General features: G+C 58.6%; 16 protein-coding genes. All 16 read left to right on the forward strand.

The window, feature by feature from the left end; translation table 11 throughout:
* The first annotated feature begins 582 nt into the window (after nucleotides 1-582).
* Complete coding sequence (locus AB7F49_RS27160; RefSeq protein WP_428528224.1) at nucleotides 583-1125, forward strand: sigma-70 family RNA polymerase sigma factor; 543 nt, start codon at nucleotides 583-585, stop codon at nucleotides 1123-1125.
* Entirely contained in the window at nucleotides 1122-1766 is a 645-nt protein-coding gene (locus AB7F49_RS27165; RefSeq protein WP_428528226.1) for an NrsF family protein, read from the forward strand. Before AB7F49_RS27160 ends, AB7F49_RS27165 begins: the two co-directional genes overlap by 4 nt.
* A gap of 104 nt (nucleotides 1767-1870) precedes the next feature.
* On the forward strand, nucleotides 1871-2140 hold the full coding sequence (locus AB7F49_RS27170; RefSeq protein ID WP_428528228.1) for a hypothetical protein: 270 nt from the start codon (nucleotides 1871-1873) through the stop codon (nucleotides 2138-2140).
* A 9-nt stretch (nucleotides 2141-2149) separates the two neighbouring features.
* Complete coding sequence (locus tag AB7F49_RS27175; RefSeq protein ID WP_428528230.1) at nucleotides 2150-2467, forward strand: hypothetical protein; 318 nt, start codon at nucleotides 2150-2152, stop codon at nucleotides 2465-2467.
* A gap of 480 nt (nucleotides 2468-2947) precedes the next feature.
* On the forward strand, nucleotides 2948-3397 hold the full coding sequence (cueR, locus tag AB7F49_RS27180) for a Cu(I)-responsive transcriptional regulator (protein ID WP_428528232.1): 450 nt from the start codon (nucleotides 2948-2950) through the stop codon (nucleotides 3395-3397).
* A complete protein-coding gene (locus tag AB7F49_RS27185) occupies nucleotides 3375-3965 on the forward strand; it encodes a hypothetical protein (RefSeq protein ID WP_428528234.1) in 591 nt (196 codons plus the stop codon). The genes cueR and AB7F49_RS27185 overlap by 23 nt, the downstream gene beginning before the upstream one ends.
* Nucleotides 3966-4326: 361 nt before the next feature.
* Nucleotides 4327-5775, forward strand: a complete 1449-nt coding sequence (locus tag AB7F49_RS27190; RefSeq protein WP_428528236.1) for a TolC family protein — start codon at nucleotides 4327-4329, stop codon at nucleotides 5773-5775.
* A gap of 14 nt (nucleotides 5776-5789) precedes the next feature.
* The gene (locus AB7F49_RS27195) at nucleotides 5790-7187 is read left to right on the forward strand and encodes a multicopper oxidase family protein (protein ID WP_428528238.1); all 1398 of its coding nucleotides are present in this window, start codon (nucleotides 5790-5792) and stop codon (nucleotides 7185-7187) included.
* Between the two features lie 19 nt (nucleotides 7188-7206).
* On the forward strand, nucleotides 7207-7725 hold the full coding sequence (locus AB7F49_RS27200) for a cupredoxin domain-containing protein (RefSeq protein ID WP_428528240.1): 519 nt from the start codon (nucleotides 7207-7209) through the stop codon (nucleotides 7723-7725).
* Between the two features lie 85 nt (nucleotides 7726-7810).
* The gene (locus AB7F49_RS27205; RefSeq protein ID WP_428528256.1) at nucleotides 7811-8074 is read left to right on the forward strand and encodes a copper-binding protein; all 264 of its coding nucleotides are present in this window, start codon (nucleotides 7811-7813) and stop codon (nucleotides 8072-8074) included.
* Nucleotides 8075-8171: 97 nt separating this feature from the next.
* Nucleotides 8172-8918: a DUF3859 domain-containing protein gene (locus AB7F49_RS27210; protein WP_428528242.1), complete on the forward strand. Its 747-nt coding sequence runs from the start codon at nucleotides 8172-8174 to the stop codon at nucleotides 8916-8918.
* Between the two features lie 485 nt (nucleotides 8919-9403).
* The gene (locus AB7F49_RS27215) at nucleotides 9404-9970 is read left to right on the forward strand and encodes a sigma-70 family RNA polymerase sigma factor (protein WP_428528244.1); all 567 of its coding nucleotides are present in this window, start codon (nucleotides 9404-9406) and stop codon (nucleotides 9968-9970) included.
* Nucleotides 9967-10605, forward strand: coding sequence for an NrsF family protein (locus tag AB7F49_RS27220; protein WP_428528246.1), 639 nt, complete (start codon nucleotides 9967-9969; stop codon nucleotides 10603-10605). The genes AB7F49_RS27215 and AB7F49_RS27220 overlap by 4 nt, the downstream gene beginning before the upstream one ends.
* 365 nt (nucleotides 10606-10970) lie before the next feature.
* Nucleotides 10971-11318 carry a hypothetical protein gene (locus tag AB7F49_RS27225; RefSeq protein ID WP_428528248.1) on the forward strand — a complete coding sequence of 116 codons (348 nt, stop codon included), beginning with the start codon at nucleotides 10971-10973 and terminating at the stop codon, nucleotides 11316-11318.
* Between the two features lie 110 nt (nucleotides 11319-11428).
* The gene (locus AB7F49_RS27230; RefSeq protein ID WP_428528250.1) at nucleotides 11429-12982 is read left to right on the forward strand and encodes an efflux RND transporter periplasmic adaptor subunit; all 1554 of its coding nucleotides are present in this window, start codon (nucleotides 11429-11431) and stop codon (nucleotides 12980-12982) included.
* The coding region (locus AB7F49_RS27235) for an efflux RND transporter permease subunit (RefSeq protein WP_428528252.1) at nucleotides 12979-15310 on the forward strand (2332 nt) is incomplete at its 3' end. The genes AB7F49_RS27230 and AB7F49_RS27235, both read left to right, overlap by 4 nt.

The following is a 15310-nucleotide window of genomic DNA, read 5'->3' on the forward strand; positions in this document are numbered from 1 at the left end:
CGACGTCGTGCGCGCACCAGCGCGACACGGAAGCTCGCGATGCCGCAAGCGGCATCCGATTAGAGTCAGGATTTAGGAGGTGGAGGGTCGCTTTTCTTCCAGTGCCGCACGAGGTCGTACGAGGGTGGGCCGGCAACTTGAGTCGCCGGAATGTCACGCTCGGCCGTGACCGAAGAAAACGGCATTGAGGTCGCATTGCAGAACTGGCAGTGCGATGCATCCGCGCTTAACCGATCATCGGCTAACGTATCGTTGGCTACAGAAGAGACCTCAACAATCGCGGAAGGAGCGGATTGGGCGGCGTGGGCCACCGCGTGAACCGTCCCGCAAACCACGAGAAATACAGCCATGAATACCGCAAGCCCCGCGCGCAATGCGCGAGTTCCAGGCATTTTGCTGGTAACCTGGTTTGACATATTAGTTAGGTAGCGAACGCCGGGCGCGGGCGCAACCTCGCATTTTCACGGACGGCCAGAATTTGCTATGTTGTCCATGGAAGCAGCGCAGAATTTTATGGGACCGTCATGTAACCTATTGGCCGACTCGCTCGAACTGGAGGCAGTACGGTAATCCCAGGACGGCATGCGCCAGCACGAACACCTCCTCGCCGCGAAGCTGACCGCGGGACTTAGCGGCGACCAGGCGGCCTACGGCCAGTTCCTGACGGAATTGCGTAGCGCGTTGCGGACGCATCTCAAAAAGCGGCTCGCGGCCCTACGTCAGCACCACCTTGACGTAGAAGATGTGGTCCAGGACACGCTTTTCGCGGTTCATCGCAAAAGTCATACCTGGGACCGTGAAACACCGGTGACTGCATGGGTTACAGCAATCGCACGTTACAAGCTCATCGACTACATGCGGCGATCGGGAAGCGTAGGCAGCGAATTATCCCTTGAGCACGCCGTCACTGTCATTGCCGACGGCGAGGCCGATGCCGAAACCACTCTGGCCCTGCGCCAGGCTATGGCCAAATTGCCAGCCCGCATGAATGCGCTACTGCAGCTTGTTAAGATCGAAGGTTTTAGCGTTCGTGAGGCCGCGTTGCAAACGAACAGCAGCGAGAGCGCTGTCAAAGTGAACGTCCATCGCGCGATCAAGTTGCTCAAGGGAGTGATAGGTTCGTGAATCCAGACGATCTGATCGAGCGGCTGAGCGCCGAAGTAGGACAGAGGCCGAGGCGGAGCATTCCTGCGTCGTTGATAACCGCCGTATCCGCGGCCACCATCGTGACGCTCGGACTGTCTTATGCGTTCCTGGCACCCCTCGAATGGACCCCGCAGCAGCTGATGCAGCCAGTATTCATGCTCAAGATCGCTTTTCTCGTGAGCCTGCTTTTGGCCAGCTTGTCTATCGTCCGGGACCTTTCGTCGCCGGGGCGCAAGGTTTCGTTGCAGCTGAAGTTAGCGCTTGTTCCATTTCTGATACTCGCTGTGTTGTCGTACGACGAGGTGACTGCACGGCATCCCGGCGGTCTTCAGCACGAGCTTTTGCATCAATCGGTGGTCGCGTGCTTATTGCACGTCAGTTTGTTGGCTATTCCGGCGTTCGTCATACTGGTCTTTACTGTGAAAGCATTTGCCCCCGTAGACCTGTCCCGTGCAGGACTGCATATCGGCGTGCTTTCCGGCTGCATCGGCGCCCTCGGCTACGCCTTTCATTGCCACGACGAGTTTATCACTCTCGCAGCTGTATCTTACACCCTCGCCATTGTTCAGATGGGACTGATCGGCGCGCTGCTGGGGCCGCGCTTGCTGCGCTGGGCATAACTTCATTCAATTAAGACTGCTGGCCTTGTAACCAAGCGTGCGGCCAAGCCGAACTCGTTGATGAGCGCTCACCTACGAGCGTGTCCACCTTCGAGGAGACTACCATGCACTTTGCCAAGCCAGTCGTTGCCGTGGCGCTACTTGTCGCATCGCTTGCCGTTGCGAGCGCACAGAACCGGGAGGAGTTAGAAACCGGCATTCATGGCAACACTCGCGCAAGCACCAAGTCGACGCGTGTCGAAGAACGCTCCTCGCAGCGCGATTGGCGCGCGGCACATGCGCGCGAGCATGCCGTGCCGGGTCACATTCATATCGATGCGGGTTCCATTGACAGTCCCTTGCTGGACGATATTCACGGTGGCCCGGCGCGTTAGTACAAAAAAATGGCCGGCGGTGAGCCGCCGGCCATTCGCATTAATCCGCGCTGCGCGTCAGTGATGATGACGTCGTTGGTGGTGGTGCCCGTGCCGGTGGCCATGATTATGGCCATGACGGTGTCCGTGGTGACCATGCCGGTGGCCGTGATGATGGTGCCGGTTACCATGGTGAAGGTGCCGGTTGCCGTGATGACCGTGCTGGCGACCGTGATGATTGTGCTGGACTTCAACAAGCGGCAGCGCTGCTGCACCGTCAAAACCACCCGGCATGATGGGCATCGCGCGAACCGGCGCCGCAATTATTTTACGCAGCCACCGAGTTGAGCTTGGTCGTTATTTTCTTAACGAACGTTCACCAGGCGGGTTTGCTGCTGGCAGTTACGGTTCATCGCCTTGGCTCAACGCGAACGCCGCGCCACGTAAACGGCGTGTTGAGTACGGCAGGGCTAAGGGCGTCATGTTTCTGGCCGGGTTTTTGGTGAAGGACGCTGATCGTGATTCTGTTTTGGGCTTGCCCCGCAGCAATCGTCGTAGCGCTTTATTATCGTTCGTATTTCGTGCAAAGCCGGCGCCGGCCCGACTAAAGTTCTTGGTAGCGGGACAGACCCAGCGGGCAGAATAAAAACGCCCGCGCGGCCTCGCGCAATGCACGAACGCTATCTGCGGTCTTGTTCGCCGAGCACTTCGACCACCTGACGCTGTAAGAATACGGCTCTTTGTATAATCATTGTCACGATAATGCCGCGCCTTTGCAGGCGGTTGTGCGGCTTAAGTTCGGTCTGTTTGGCGATACGGAGGTAGTCAATGAACATAGGGCAGGCATCCCGCGCTTCGGGCGTTTCGGCCAAGATGATTCGTTACTATGAAAGCATCGGGTTGCTCCCCGAAGCGACACGTAAAGATAGCGGCTATCGGGATTACGATCCTATTGATGTGCACCGGCTGGCATTTGTACGTCGGGCCCGCGATCTGGGATTTTCCATCGACCGTATTCGAGAATTGCTGCTGCTATGGAGCGACCGTGAGCGGGGTAATGCCGATGTCAGGGCGATTGCAAACGCGCATATTGGCGAGCTGCAGGAACAGGCCGAAAATCTCGAAACGATGATTGCGACGCTTCGCCACCTTGTACGGTCCTGCCGCGGCGAAAATCGCGCGGAATGTCCGATCATGGCAGATCTGAGCCGCGGTGCCGCTCCTGCCGTTCGGTCGCCGCGCAGGGGAAAACCCGTTGCCGATCGGGCACGGCTGTAAGAATGTTCGAAGGCACTTTGAGTTCCAGCTTGTAAAGATTGTTCCAAATCATGGCTCTAGGCTTTCCTTATGGGAAGGTTGCCGAGAGCGGACCAAAATCATTGTTGGCAAAAGCACCTGGGCGACTTATCTTGGTTGGTGGAGTGTGATTGCAGAGATGCTGAGCGTTGTGACCCGCAGAATGCGCCTGAGGGCGGCCGTGTTTTTGGCCGTGCTTTACGCATTGACGGTCTTGACGCCGCACATTGCTCTCGCGTTCGCCGGCCCTGGCGGGTACGTCCACTGTTTGAACCAGCAAAAATCTGCGCACGAGCATTCCGGTATGTCCGGTCACGACCATGCGGACGCATCGGTTCACAGCCATGCCGGTAAGGCAGCGGCGCCGGATTCCGAAGACTCGCAAGGACCCGCCGCTGCATGTTGCGGCCTGTTTTCCGTAACGGCACTGACGAGCGAGCCTCGGGTTGATCTGCCCGCGCCGCCGATCGCGTCGCGGATTCTTCCTTTCCCGTCAAATGGCGTCGACGGTCAAGGCCCCGGCCGGATCATTCGCCCTCCCATCGTTTGATTGACGCATATCGGTGCTCGCGCGCGTGCGGACGTTGAGTCCGTGCGGGCGAGCAAGGTTCGTCAATCATCTGGTGGGGTGTCATGCTTACGCATTGTTCGGCAGTTAGTTCCGCAATCGCGCGGGGCCCGAGGCTATTCAGTATATCCGCAGCGCGGTTCGCTAGTGCAGTTCTGCTGTTGGCCGCGCTCGCGGGCTGCACGACGGCACCGTCCGTGTCGCTCGCCGTCGCTGACCCGGACGCGCCGGTGCGCGCTGTTCGCTATAGCCCCGTGCTTGCCGGTTATTCATCCCAGCGCCCCGTCGCGCCCATGCCATGGCGTGAGCGAAACGAACGCGTTACTCCGAAAGGAGAAGCGCAATGAAGGCATGCATGGGATCGGCCCGTTCGTTACGGATCGGCGTTCTGGCCAGCCTGCTTGCGCTCGGGGGATGTGCATCCTTTTCTCCTGATCGCGGCATGAGTGCCGTGGAGGAATTTGGCGGGGCGCCTCTTGGCAAAGAGGTGTTGGCGATCCGATCGGAAGAGGACGCCGCCGCAGCCCGGGCAACAGTCGACAGGCTGCTGGCCAGGCGGTTATCGGCCGACGACGCGGTGCAGATCGCGCTTTTGAACAATCGCGAGCTTCAAGCAGCTTATAACGAACTGGGGATTTCCGAAGCGCAGATGGTGCAGGCCAGCCTGCCTCCAAATCCGACTTTCACGATTGAGCGCATCGCGGGTGCGGGTAGCTTAGAGATCGAGGCCCGGATCATCGGCAGCATTCTTTCGCTTCTGACGCTGCCAACCAAGGCCAAGATCGCTGCGGATCGGTTTCGTCAGGCGCAGCTAAAGGCTGCAGAAACGACCCTGCGGGTCGCAACCGAAGCCCGCCGTGACTATTATCGGGCGATTTCGGCGGGAGTTATCGCGGGGTTTCTTGTTCAGTCGCAATCCGCCGCTCAGGCCGCGACGGAGCTTTCAAAAGAGCTCGGCGAAGCGGGCACGATGAACAAGCTCGACCAAGCGCGGAATCTAGTTTTCTTTGCTGAACTAACGGCACAACTCGCGCAAGCTCGTCAGTTGGCCTCCACAGAACGCGAACGCCTGACGCGCGTTATGGGGCTATGGGGGGCAGAGACCGCGTTCAAGCTACCGACAAGCTTGCCGCGCGTGCCGGCCCGACCGAACGCGCAGCCCGATGTCGAGCGTGCAGCCGTCGCGAGACGTCTCGATCTACAAATCGCCCGGATGGAAGTGCAAGCGCTCTCCACTTCTTTCGATCTGACGAACGCCACGCGCTTCGTGTCGGTACTCGACCTTTCGGGCATCAAAAAGCGGGTCAAGGTTACAAATGAAGAAGGCGTCGTCGAAGTCGAGAAAGAGCGTGGGATAGAGATCGAACTTCAGATTCCAATTTTCGACCTTGGAACCTCGAAGGTTCGCCAGGCCGAAGAAAGCTATATGCAGGCCGTCAATCGCTTGGCAGCGAAAGCGGTCAACGTGCGCTCGGAGGCGCGTGACGCATACCGGACGTACCGCGCGGCCTACGACATCGCGCGGCACTATCAGCGCGAAGTTCTGCCCCTGCGCAAAATCATCTCGGACGAGACTCTGCTTCGGTACAACGCGATGCAGGTGGACGTGTTCACGCTTCTGACAGAAGCGCGTTCGCGCATTGCGGCAACCACCGCCGCTATAGAAGCCGAACGCGCGTTCTGGATTGCTGCAACCAATCTCGGGGCGGCAATACTTGGAGGTGGCGGCGGCGGCGGTGAAGGTGAATCAAAAGGTCCGGCCATGGCTGCGGCTGAAGGCGCCGGACACTAAAGGAGAAAAAGCTCATGGACAAATCACGCAGAAACTTCATTGGCAGTTCCGCTTTAGTGCTGGCGGGTGCAGCGCTCGTGAGCGGGCGCGGCAAAGCCTCTGAAATCCCGGAGGCTGTTATCCAGGAATCTCCTGCAATGCAGCCGCCGCTCTATCCGAAGACCGGCCCTGACTATCAACCGGTGGTCACGCTTAATGGCTGGACTTTGCCATTTCGCATGAAGGATGGATGGAAGGAATTCCACCTCGTAGCCGAACCGGTCGTTCGGGAAATGTCGCCGGGTATGAAGGCGCATCTTTGGGGCTATAACGGCCAGTCGCCAGGGCCCACGATCGAATGCGTCGAAGGCGACAAAGTCCGCATCTTTGTCACCAACAAGTTGCCCGAACATACAACCGTACACTGGCATGGCGTGGTGTTGCCGTGCGGCATGGACGGCGTCGGTGGGCTGACGCAACCGCATATCAAGCCGGGCAAAACCTTCGTCTATGAGTTCGTGGCGACGAAAAGCGGTACGCACATGTACCACCCTCATGCGGATGAGATGGTGCAGATGGCGATGGGCATGATGGGTTTTCTGGTGATCCATCCGGCCGATCCGAAGTTCCAGCGCGTCGACCGCGACTTTGTGTTTCTGATGGCGGGCTACGACATCGACCCCGGCAGCTATGTGCCGAAGGTCATGACGATGCTCGACTTCAATCTCTGGGCCTGGAACAGCCGCGTATTTCCCGGGATCGATCCGCTAGTTTGCAATTACGGCGATAAGGTTCGTGTCCGCATCGGCAATCTTACCATGACCAACCACCCGATCCACAAGCACGGTGCGCCGTTCACGGTCACTTGCACTGACGGCGGCTGGGTACCGGAAACGGCCCGCATCCCTGAAGTGACGACGGACGTTCCGGTGGGAGCGATGCGAGTGTTCGACTTCACAGCCGACGAAATGGGTGACTGGGCGATCCATTGCCACAAGTCGCATCATACGATGAACGCAATGGGACATGACGTGAAGACGTTTATCGGTGTGGACAAACGGACCGCGCAGCGTGCGATCAGGCGGCTTGTGCCGGACTACATGCCAATGGGATCGGCGGGCATGGCGGAAATGGGTGAAATGGAAATGCCGATGCCGGACAACACGCTGCCGATGATGACCGGCTTTGGCCCGTTTGGCCCTGTCGAAATGGGAGGCATGTTCTCGGTCGTGAAGGTGCGAAAGGGCATCGGACGCGACGATTACAAGGACCCGCCCGATTACGACCATCCGCCCGGCACGGTTGCCTACGAATTCAAAGGCACGGCGCCGCAGGCCATGCGCCAGGGTCCGGCGCCATCGGCTGAAAAGACGCGGATGGAATTCGATGTCGTCAAACCCGGCTCGAAACGGCCCGCAAAGCACAAACATTAGAAACCAACAGGAGAAGTCCATGTCATTACAATTGCCTTTGCCGAAACCGCTGAATGCCGCGCTACTGACGGCTGCAGCATTGTCTTTTCTCTCGATCGCGCCTGTTGCGCTGGCTGGTCCCGGCCAGCCCGGGCATTCCCATAGCCACGGCGAGTATTCGGCGGGCCAGCCCGGCGACCCGAAGAAGCCTGCGCGGATCGTCCCGGTGACGATGCGCGAAACCGATGACGGGAAAATGGTCTACATCCCGAACAGGGTCGATGTGAAGCGCGGCGAGCAAGTCCGCTTTATCGTCACCAATGCCGGCGCCATCCCGCATGAATTCACGCTGGCGAGCACCGAAGATAACCTCAAGCATGCCGAAGAGATGAAGAAAAACCCGGAAATGGAGCACGACGATCCGAACAGCAAAACGGTGCAGCCCAAGAAAAAAGCCGAGATCGTGTGGCGCTTCAGCAAGGCGGGGACGTTTGAATTTGCCTGCCTTATCCCCGGTCACCGCGAAGCTGGGATGACCGGCACAGTCGGTGTGAAGTAGATCTGTTACCAAACCAAACGGAGAAAACATGACCAAAAGAATGATGATGATTGCCGCCGCAATGTTTGTGTTCGGCGCTCCGACGATGGCCATCAGCCAAAGCGACGCGGTCCAGGCGCAGAACCCGCAGCTCATTGATGGTCAAGTGACCAAGATCGATGAATCGGCAGGAAAATTCACGATCAAGCATGGACCCATCAAGAAATTCGACATGGATGGAATGACGATGGTTTTCCAGGCGCAGGACCCGGCAATGCTCAAATCGGTCAAGGCTGGCGACAAGGTGAAATTCGACCTTGAGAAGATCAAAGGCCAGTTCACCGTGACCAAGATTGAGAGAGCCAAGTAGCTTCGACCTTCGCGGTGGCATGCCGGTTGAAGTCTTCCGTACATGCCCCGCTCTTCTTCTAAGATATCGGGGGGCCGATTCGTGCACGGCCACAACAATGAAAATCCTAGCAGCCATCTTTGATGCTGTTTTTTGCATGCACGCAATTAGCGATGTTCGCGGCACCATTCAAACCAGTGAGCGTAAACGCGCTACTTGGCTGCGGATGAGCCAGGCTGCGACCTACAGTGCAATCGTGGGCGCAATAACACTGGTTGGCTGTAACGCGGCGCGAGCCCAATTGTCGGTGAGGATCATCGAGAAGGGAGTCTATAAAGCGGAAACTGTTGCAAGAACGGTTACGAAAGAAGCTACAGGCGTCCTAAACACCGTGGTGAATCCTCGGCTTATCAGCGAAGGTGTCGTTGTCTATGGCAATCTCGGTGTTCGCTTCGGGATCCGTTACGTCGTGTCCGGTGCCGCAACCACGGACGTAGATTTGAGATTCGTGATCCGCTTTCCGCCTGCTGGTCTTCGCGATCCGAAAGGCCTTCGATATTCGGCAAGTGAGCAATCCCAGAGCGTGCAAACCGGCGGTACTCATTACTGGGATTATCAACTTGAGAATGATTGGGAGATTGTTCCGGGCGCTTGGCATTTCGAAATTTGGTCGAACGCCATCAAACTGGCGCAGCAGACGTTTTGCGTCATCGACGCGCGACAAGCGGTAGACGCGAAGAACACGAAGGAGTGTCTGCCGTTCTTGATGAAGCTTTCGAACGATCATGGCTCACGTGGAGCAGGTGCCAGAGGCAGGCAAACTTTGCCGCCTCTGGAGCTTTCAATGCAGCCACAGGAGAGATAGGTGCAGCCTTACTGTGCCGTACCCATCATGTGCAGCTCGGGAGCTTACCTTTTTTCGGATGCCGCCGGTCCCGATTCTGAGTGGCCCGAGTGGGTCGATCCCGCCTTCACATTGGCGTTGACGCCGTCTGTTTCGATAGCGGGCCGGCGGACGCCGCCCCGCGGCGCGGATCGCGTGCCATGGCTGTTCATCTCAGGACTTCGAGGCTGGTTTCCTGCGCCAGTTTCCTCAGCGCCCGACTGCATCGACCCGGGATTCACGTTCGGAGGTGCTGGTGTCTGCGCGAACGCAGCGGTCGTGATGACGACACCTGCGGCTGCTGAGAGCAGAAGTTTTGAGAACATGTTTCGCTTCCTTGATTGGATTTTCGGACCGGGCAACGAGTGCTGCCTGAAACTGAGTTCGAGAGCGGAAGCGATCCGGTTACGATCTCACGAAACTGTTATAGCGCCGCATTGTAACTTCAGCGGACGCCTTGCGAACTAGTGGATAAAGGATCGACAAAAGAGCGCGAACTGCGTGCGCTGATGATCGCAAGCCAGAGTGGTGACGCCGCTTCGCATCGTCGCTTGTTGTCAGAATTGGCGGGCTACTTGCGCGGGTATTTTCGTAATAGACTGCTGCGCGCCCGCCGTGCGAGCGAAGAAACGGAAGACCTTGTGCAGGAGGCACTGTTAGCGATTCACAATCGGCGCGGCACCTACGACCCATCTGAGCTGTTGACACCTTGGGTATACGCAATCGCGCGCTATAAACTCATTGATCACCTGCGCAAAAGCCAATCGCAGGTTTCGGACGTGCCTTTAGAAGATGCCTCGGAGGTCATGGCGGCGGACGACCAGAGCGCAAACGAGAGTAGCATCGATTTGGGCAGGCTTCTGGCAATGCTTCCGGAGAAAGTCAGTATGTCGATCCAGTATGTGAAAGTTGATGGACTTACTGTGGCGGAAGCGGCGGCGCGCTGCCACCTTTCAGAATCTGCCGTCAAGATCAATATCCACCGCGGACTAAAGGCCTTAAGCGCACTTGTTAGCCGAGTGAACATTAAATGAAAACGGACGATCTGATCGATATTCTGAGTGCTGAAGTCAATGCGGTTGATCCTCAGAGGGTGAAACGTGTCGTTCTGGCTTTTGTCTCCGCAGCTCTCATGTTGGCTTTGGCCGGCAGTCTCGCGACGCTGGGCGCGGGATGGACGGATAAATTCAACAGTTTTGGTTATCTCGCTCTCAAAATGTCGTTCGGAATATCGGTCGTTATGTTGGGAACCTACCTTTTGCTGAGCCATTTGCGTCCGGGCGGCAAGATGCAGACGTTTAAATGGTTTGCGCTTTTGCCATTCGGTGCCGTCATCGGTTTCGCGATACTAGAGTTGGCTCTGACGCCCGCATCTCATTGGAATAAGCTGGTGGTTGGCACCCACTGGTTAGAGTGCACGGGTTTCATTGTCGCTACAGCTTTTGGGTCATCAATTTTGCTCCTATTGGCAGCGCGTCAAGCTGCGCCGACAGATCTTGCGGGGACGGGAGCGCTTTTGGGTCTTGTTTCCGGCGGGATAGGTGCCGTTGCCTACGCGCTGCATTGTGCTGATGATTCAGTATCCTTCATTGCAGTGTGGTACGGCGGAGCCATTTTGTTTTGCGCGATCGCCGGAGCGTTGGCGGGATCGCGATTATTGAGGTGGTGAGCGGCGACAACAACAAAGTCCCTGCCATATGCTGAAAAGATTCGCTGGGTGACCCAGTCCGCTGTCGGAAAGTTTGGTTCGTCGCCTCGGCAAATTCAGCTCTGCCTTTCCGTTAAGAATGGGCTCTCCATTTTGGTTTTGAACCGTATCGCGATGCGGGGCCCAGGTTGCCAGCGCGACCGGTATCGGCTAATTTAAGGTTCTCCAAAGCTTGCAATTGTCGGGGCGCGCGGGAGGGATCGAGGTCTCTCCCGCGCGCCTTTATCTATTCGTTTGATGGCACCGACCTGCGGCGGCATTACAAATTCCCGGTACACACGGTCCTGTGATTGCTATACCGGGTTGCCGGGGTATAAATAGAGAGAATGTACAGACGCTTCCTGTCCCTTGTCCTCGTTTTGGGAATAGCCGCATCCGGCTATCAGCCCGCTTTTGGCATGACCGATGCTGCCGCGTCGGTTGTGCAGATGGAAGTCGACGCCGATTGTCCCGAGATGCAGAAGGATGATTGCTGCGACCAGACCGAAAAGGGCAAGAGGCTTTGTGTCTGGAATGATGCCTGTGCGGCCCGCTGCCATGTCAACGCAGGTCTCGAAATTGCTGCTTATGCGCCGGCAGTCTGTGATGGTGTTGCTGCCGCTCCGCCGTCTCGCGAACGCCTATCGGTGAAGACTGCCCGAGCGGGTCCGTTGTTTAGGCCTCCTATCGTCTGATCACTTGATGCCAGCTCTCTCGTCACGCGGGCCACGCGCGTGCTGGAGAGGCGCGTGCGGGCTCGTTGTGCCCTGAGACGCGCAGGAACATCCAGCTTCAAGAGGATCACATGATGAACGTCACCGCAGTGCTGCGGATCGTGCTTTTTTGCATGACCACCATAGCCCCGATTCCCTTAAACCGCGCCGCCGCACAGGATGCGCCGGCCTTCGAAGCTGTCAAATCTGAGGTCTCAGTCGGAAAAGACATCCGCATCGAATTGAAGCTTGCCGGCATCGAACCGGCGCCGGCATCGCGGGATGTCACGGTCGAAAAGGTGCGGCTTGATATGGGCCCGGACGGCATGGAGGCGATGGCGGCTCCGCTAAAGCCGGTGCCCGGCGCTTCACCAGGCGTCCTCGTATATCAGGCCGATCTCGCCATGGCAGGCCGGTGGGCGTTTTCGATTACGGCGCGCATCAAGGGCCGCAACGAGCCCGTTACGTCGACCGTGATCTTCACCGCCGTCGAACCGGAAACGCGTGTGGACGTACCGAAAAAGGAGGGGCCTGGCAAAATTGTTTATTACCGCAACCCAATGGGGTTACCCGACGTCTCGCCTGTGCCGAAGAAGGACTCGATGGGGATGGACTACATCCCGGTCTACGAGGACGAAACAGGCGGACCGCAAGGAACCGTGCGTATTTCTCCGGAAAAGGTGCAGCGGGCTGGGGTGCGGACGCAAAAAGTCGAGCGCCGTAATGTTTCCCGGACCGTGCGCGCTCCGGGCACGGTCGTGGCCGATGACACAAGGCTCGGCGTCGTAACCGCGAAGTTCAATGGATTCGTTGAAGAGCTTTATGTTCCGTCTGTCGGTGAGCTTGCAAAGCGCGGGCAGAAGCTCATGAAAGTATGGATAGAGTCGCCGGACATCCTGCAGAAGCAGGCCGATCTGACCAGCACAATGACTGGTGCCGGGCGCGGCGGAACGGTTCATGAGAGTGCTGAGCGGAATCTTCGTTTTTTCGGATTCTCGGACGAGGCGGTGGAAGAGATCAGAAAAGCAGGCCGTCCGCTTCGGTCGCTAACACTCAACGTGCCCCGTGACGGAACCGTGCTGGAGAAACCGGCGCTTGTCGGGATGCGTTTCTCGTCGGGCGACACGCTTTTCCGCACCGCCGACCTCTCCACGGTCTGGATCATCGCGCAGGTTGCGGAAAGCGATCTCGCCTTGATCCGCGAAGGCCAGGCCGCCAGCGTGCAGCTCAAGGCGTTTCCAAACGAAACGCGGGAGGGAAAGGTCGAGCGGATTTATCCAGAACTGAACATGGCCACGCGCACAGTGCCCGTCCGGATCGTCCTTTCCAATGCAGACGGCCGGTTGCGTCCGGGGTTATTTTCTGAGGTCGCATTCGCAAACGGAACCGGCGAGGCCGTGATCGCGATCCCGGACTCGGCCGTGATGGACAGCGGCCGGCGACGCGTTGCGTTTGTGGCAAAGGGCGAGGGGCTGTTCGAGCCGCGCGAACTCGAAACCGGTGCGCGCGGTGACGGCTTCGTCGAGGTTAGGAAGGGGGTGGACGAAGGCGAAGACGTGGTGGTCCGTGGCACCTTCCTGGTCGATGCGGAAAGCAACCTGAAGGCCGCGCTTGCGGGCTTCGCACCTGCGGAGAACGGCAAGTGATCGCGCGGCTGATCCGATGGTCGGCTGACAATCTCGTCCTCGTGATGATCGCGGCCCTGTTTTGCGTGTTGGCGGGCCTCTACGCGATGACGCGCATTCCGCTTGACGCGATTCCCGATCTTTCCGATACGCAGGTCATCGTATACACGGAATACCAGGGTCAGGCGCCGCAAGTCATTGAAGATCAGGTCACGTACCCTCTGGCGAGCGCCATGCTCAGCGTGCCGCGCTCGCGTGTAGTCCGTGGCTTTTCATTCTTCGGCGTCTCGTTCGTGTACGTCATCTTCGAAGACGGGACCGATATCTACTGGGCCCGGTCGCGCGTCCTGGAATATCTGAACGCCGCCGCGGGCCGGGTGCCTTCCGGTGTTACCCCCACGCTCGGGCCCGACGCCAGCGGAGTGGGATGGGTCTATCAGTACGCGCTGAATTCGAAAAAACACGATCTCGGCGAGCTTCGGTCCTTGCAGGACTGGCATTTGCGCTTCGGGCTGGCCAAGGCAGAAGGTGTTGCCGAAGTCGCCGCCGTCGGGGGCTTCGTGCGCCAGTACGCGATCGTGATCGATCCGCAGCGCATGAAGACGTTCGGCATCACGCTCGATGCCGTCCGCAATGCCGTCCGTGCCAGCAACATGGATGTCGGCGGGCGGACGGTCGAGCTGTCGGAAACCGAATTCATGATTCGGGGTCGCGGCTATCTGAGAACGCCGGCGGACCTTGAGCGTGTGGTCCTGAAGGCGCAAGGCGGAACGCCGGTCACGTTGAAGGACATCGCGCGCATCGAGCTGGCGCCCGACGAGAGGCGTGGAATCGCGGAGCTCAACGGCGAAGGGGAGGTGGCAAGCGGCATAGCGCTGCAGCGTTACGGCGGCAACGCGCTTGATGTGATCACTTCGGTGAAGGAGCGGCTGTCGGCCCTCCGATCAAGTCTGCCTGAAGGGGTCGAAATCACCGAGGTGTATGACCGTTCGGACCTGATTCATCGTGCGATCCGTACGCTGATCGTTACGCTGACGGAAGAAAGCGTGATTGTCGCGCTCGTGTGCTTTCTGTTCCTGCTCCACGCCCGCAGCGCTCTCGTTGCGATCATCACATTGCCGATCGGCATATTGATGGCCATGGTGGCCATGTACGCACTCGGGATTGGCTCCAACATCATGAGCCTGGGCGGCATCGCCATTGCGATCGGCGCAATGGTGGACGCCTCGATCGTCATGGTCGAGAACGCGCATAAGCGCCTGGAGCATGCGCCGCCGGGAAGCGACCGCCGCGAGGTCCTTATCGCTGCCGCTCAGGAAGTGGGCCCGGCGCTGTTTTTCAGCCTTCTGGTCATCACCGTCTCGTTCCTGCCGATTTTTGCGCTTGAAGCGCAGGAAGGGCGGATGTTCAAGCCATTGGCCTATACCAAGACCTTTGCCATGGCGGCTGCGGCCATACTGTCCGTGACGCTCGTGCCGGCGCTGATGCTGCTGTTCATAAAGGGCCGCATCATGCCCGAAAGCCGCAATCCGATAAACCGGGCACTGATCTGGCTATACCGGCCCGTCATCAGGACGGTCCTGAAAGCCAGGCTCCTGACCATCTTGCTGGCCGGCGTTATCCTCGGTGTCTCGATCATCCCCGCCACGCGGATCGGGTCTGAATTCATGCCGAACCTGAACGAGGGTACGTTATTTTACATGCCGACCACGCTGCCCGGGCTCTCGGTCACAAAGGCTGCCGAGCTGCTGCAGACGCAGAACCGGATCATCAAGTCATTCCCTGAAGTGACGAGCGTGTGGGGCAAGGCCGGGCGAGCCAACACGGCGACCGATCCCGCGCCCATCGAGATGTTCGAAACTATCATCAACCTGAAACCGCAAGGCGAGTGGCGCGCCGGCATGACCGTGGACAAGCTCATCGCGGAAATGGATGCCTCCTTGCAGTTTCCGGGGGTCAGCAACGCCTGGACGATGCCGATCAAGGCACGGATCGACATGCTCTCGACGGGCATTCGCACGCCAGTGGGCGTGAAAATCTTCGGGAAAGATCTGGTCACACTCGAAAGCCTTGCGAAGGACGTCGAGACGGCGTTGCGGAAAGTCCCCGGCACGTCGAGCGCCTATGCCGAACGGGTCAATAGCGGCTACTTCCTGGAGATATCACCTGATCGCGACGCCATCGCCCGTCTCGGCCTGTCCATCGAGGACGTACAGAAGACAATTTCATTGGCGATCGGCGCCGAAGTCATCGCGACGACTGTCGAGGGCCGGGAACGTTATGGCGTGGTGCTGCGGTATCCCCGCGATATCCGCAGTGACCCCGAGGCCATCGCCTCTGAAGTTCTGG

This window comes from Pseudorhodoplanes sp., from assembly GCF_050250235.1.
Lineage (GTDB): Bacteria > Pseudomonadota > Alphaproteobacteria > Rhizobiales > Xanthobacteraceae > Pseudorhodoplanes.

What these genes read in the sequence shown, in the direction of transcription:
- AB7F49_RS27160 (WP_428528224.1), top strand. Translation starts at nt 583, where the DNA reads ATGCGCCAGCACGAACACCTCCTCGCCGCGAAGCTGACCGCGGGACTT.
- AB7F49_RS27170 (WP_428528228.1), top strand. Translation starts at nt 1,871, where the DNA reads ATGCACTTTGCCAAGCCAGTCGTTGCCGTGGCGCTACTTGTCGCATCG.
- AB7F49_RS27175 (WP_428528230.1), top strand. Translation starts at nt 2,150, where the DNA reads ATGGCCGGCGGTGAGCCGCCGGCCATTCGCATTAATCCGCGCTGCGCG.
- cueR (WP_428528232.1), top strand. Translation starts at nt 2,948, where the DNA reads ATGAACATAGGGCAGGCATCCCGCGCTTCGGGCGTTTCGGCCAAGATG.
- AB7F49_RS27190 (WP_428528236.1), top strand. Translation starts at nt 4,327, where the DNA reads ATGAAGGCATGCATGGGATCGGCCCGTTCGTTACGGATCGGCGTTCTG.
- AB7F49_RS27195 (WP_428528238.1), top strand. Translation starts at nt 5,790, where the DNA reads ATGGACAAATCACGCAGAAACTTCATTGGCAGTTCCGCTTTAGTGCTG.
- AB7F49_RS27200 (WP_428528240.1), top strand. Translation starts at nt 7,207, where the DNA reads ATGTCATTACAATTGCCTTTGCCGAAACCGCTGAATGCCGCGCTACTG.
- AB7F49_RS27205 (WP_428528256.1), top strand. Translation starts at nt 7,811, where the DNA reads ATGGCCATCAGCCAAAGCGACGCGGTCCAGGCGCAGAACCCGCAGCTC.
- AB7F49_RS27210 (WP_428528242.1), top strand. Translation starts at nt 8,172, where the DNA reads ATGAAAATCCTAGCAGCCATCTTTGATGCTGTTTTTTGCATGCACGCA.
- AB7F49_RS27220 (WP_428528246.1), top strand. Translation starts at nt 9,967, where the DNA reads ATGAAAACGGACGATCTGATCGATATTCTGAGTGCTGAAGTCAATGCG.
- AB7F49_RS27225 (WP_428528248.1), top strand. Translation starts at nt 10,971, where the DNA reads ATGTACAGACGCTTCCTGTCCCTTGTCCTCGTTTTGGGAATAGCCGCA.
- AB7F49_RS27230 (WP_428528250.1), top strand. Translation starts at nt 11,429, where the DNA reads ATGATGAACGTCACCGCAGTGCTGCGGATCGTGCTTTTTTGCATGACC.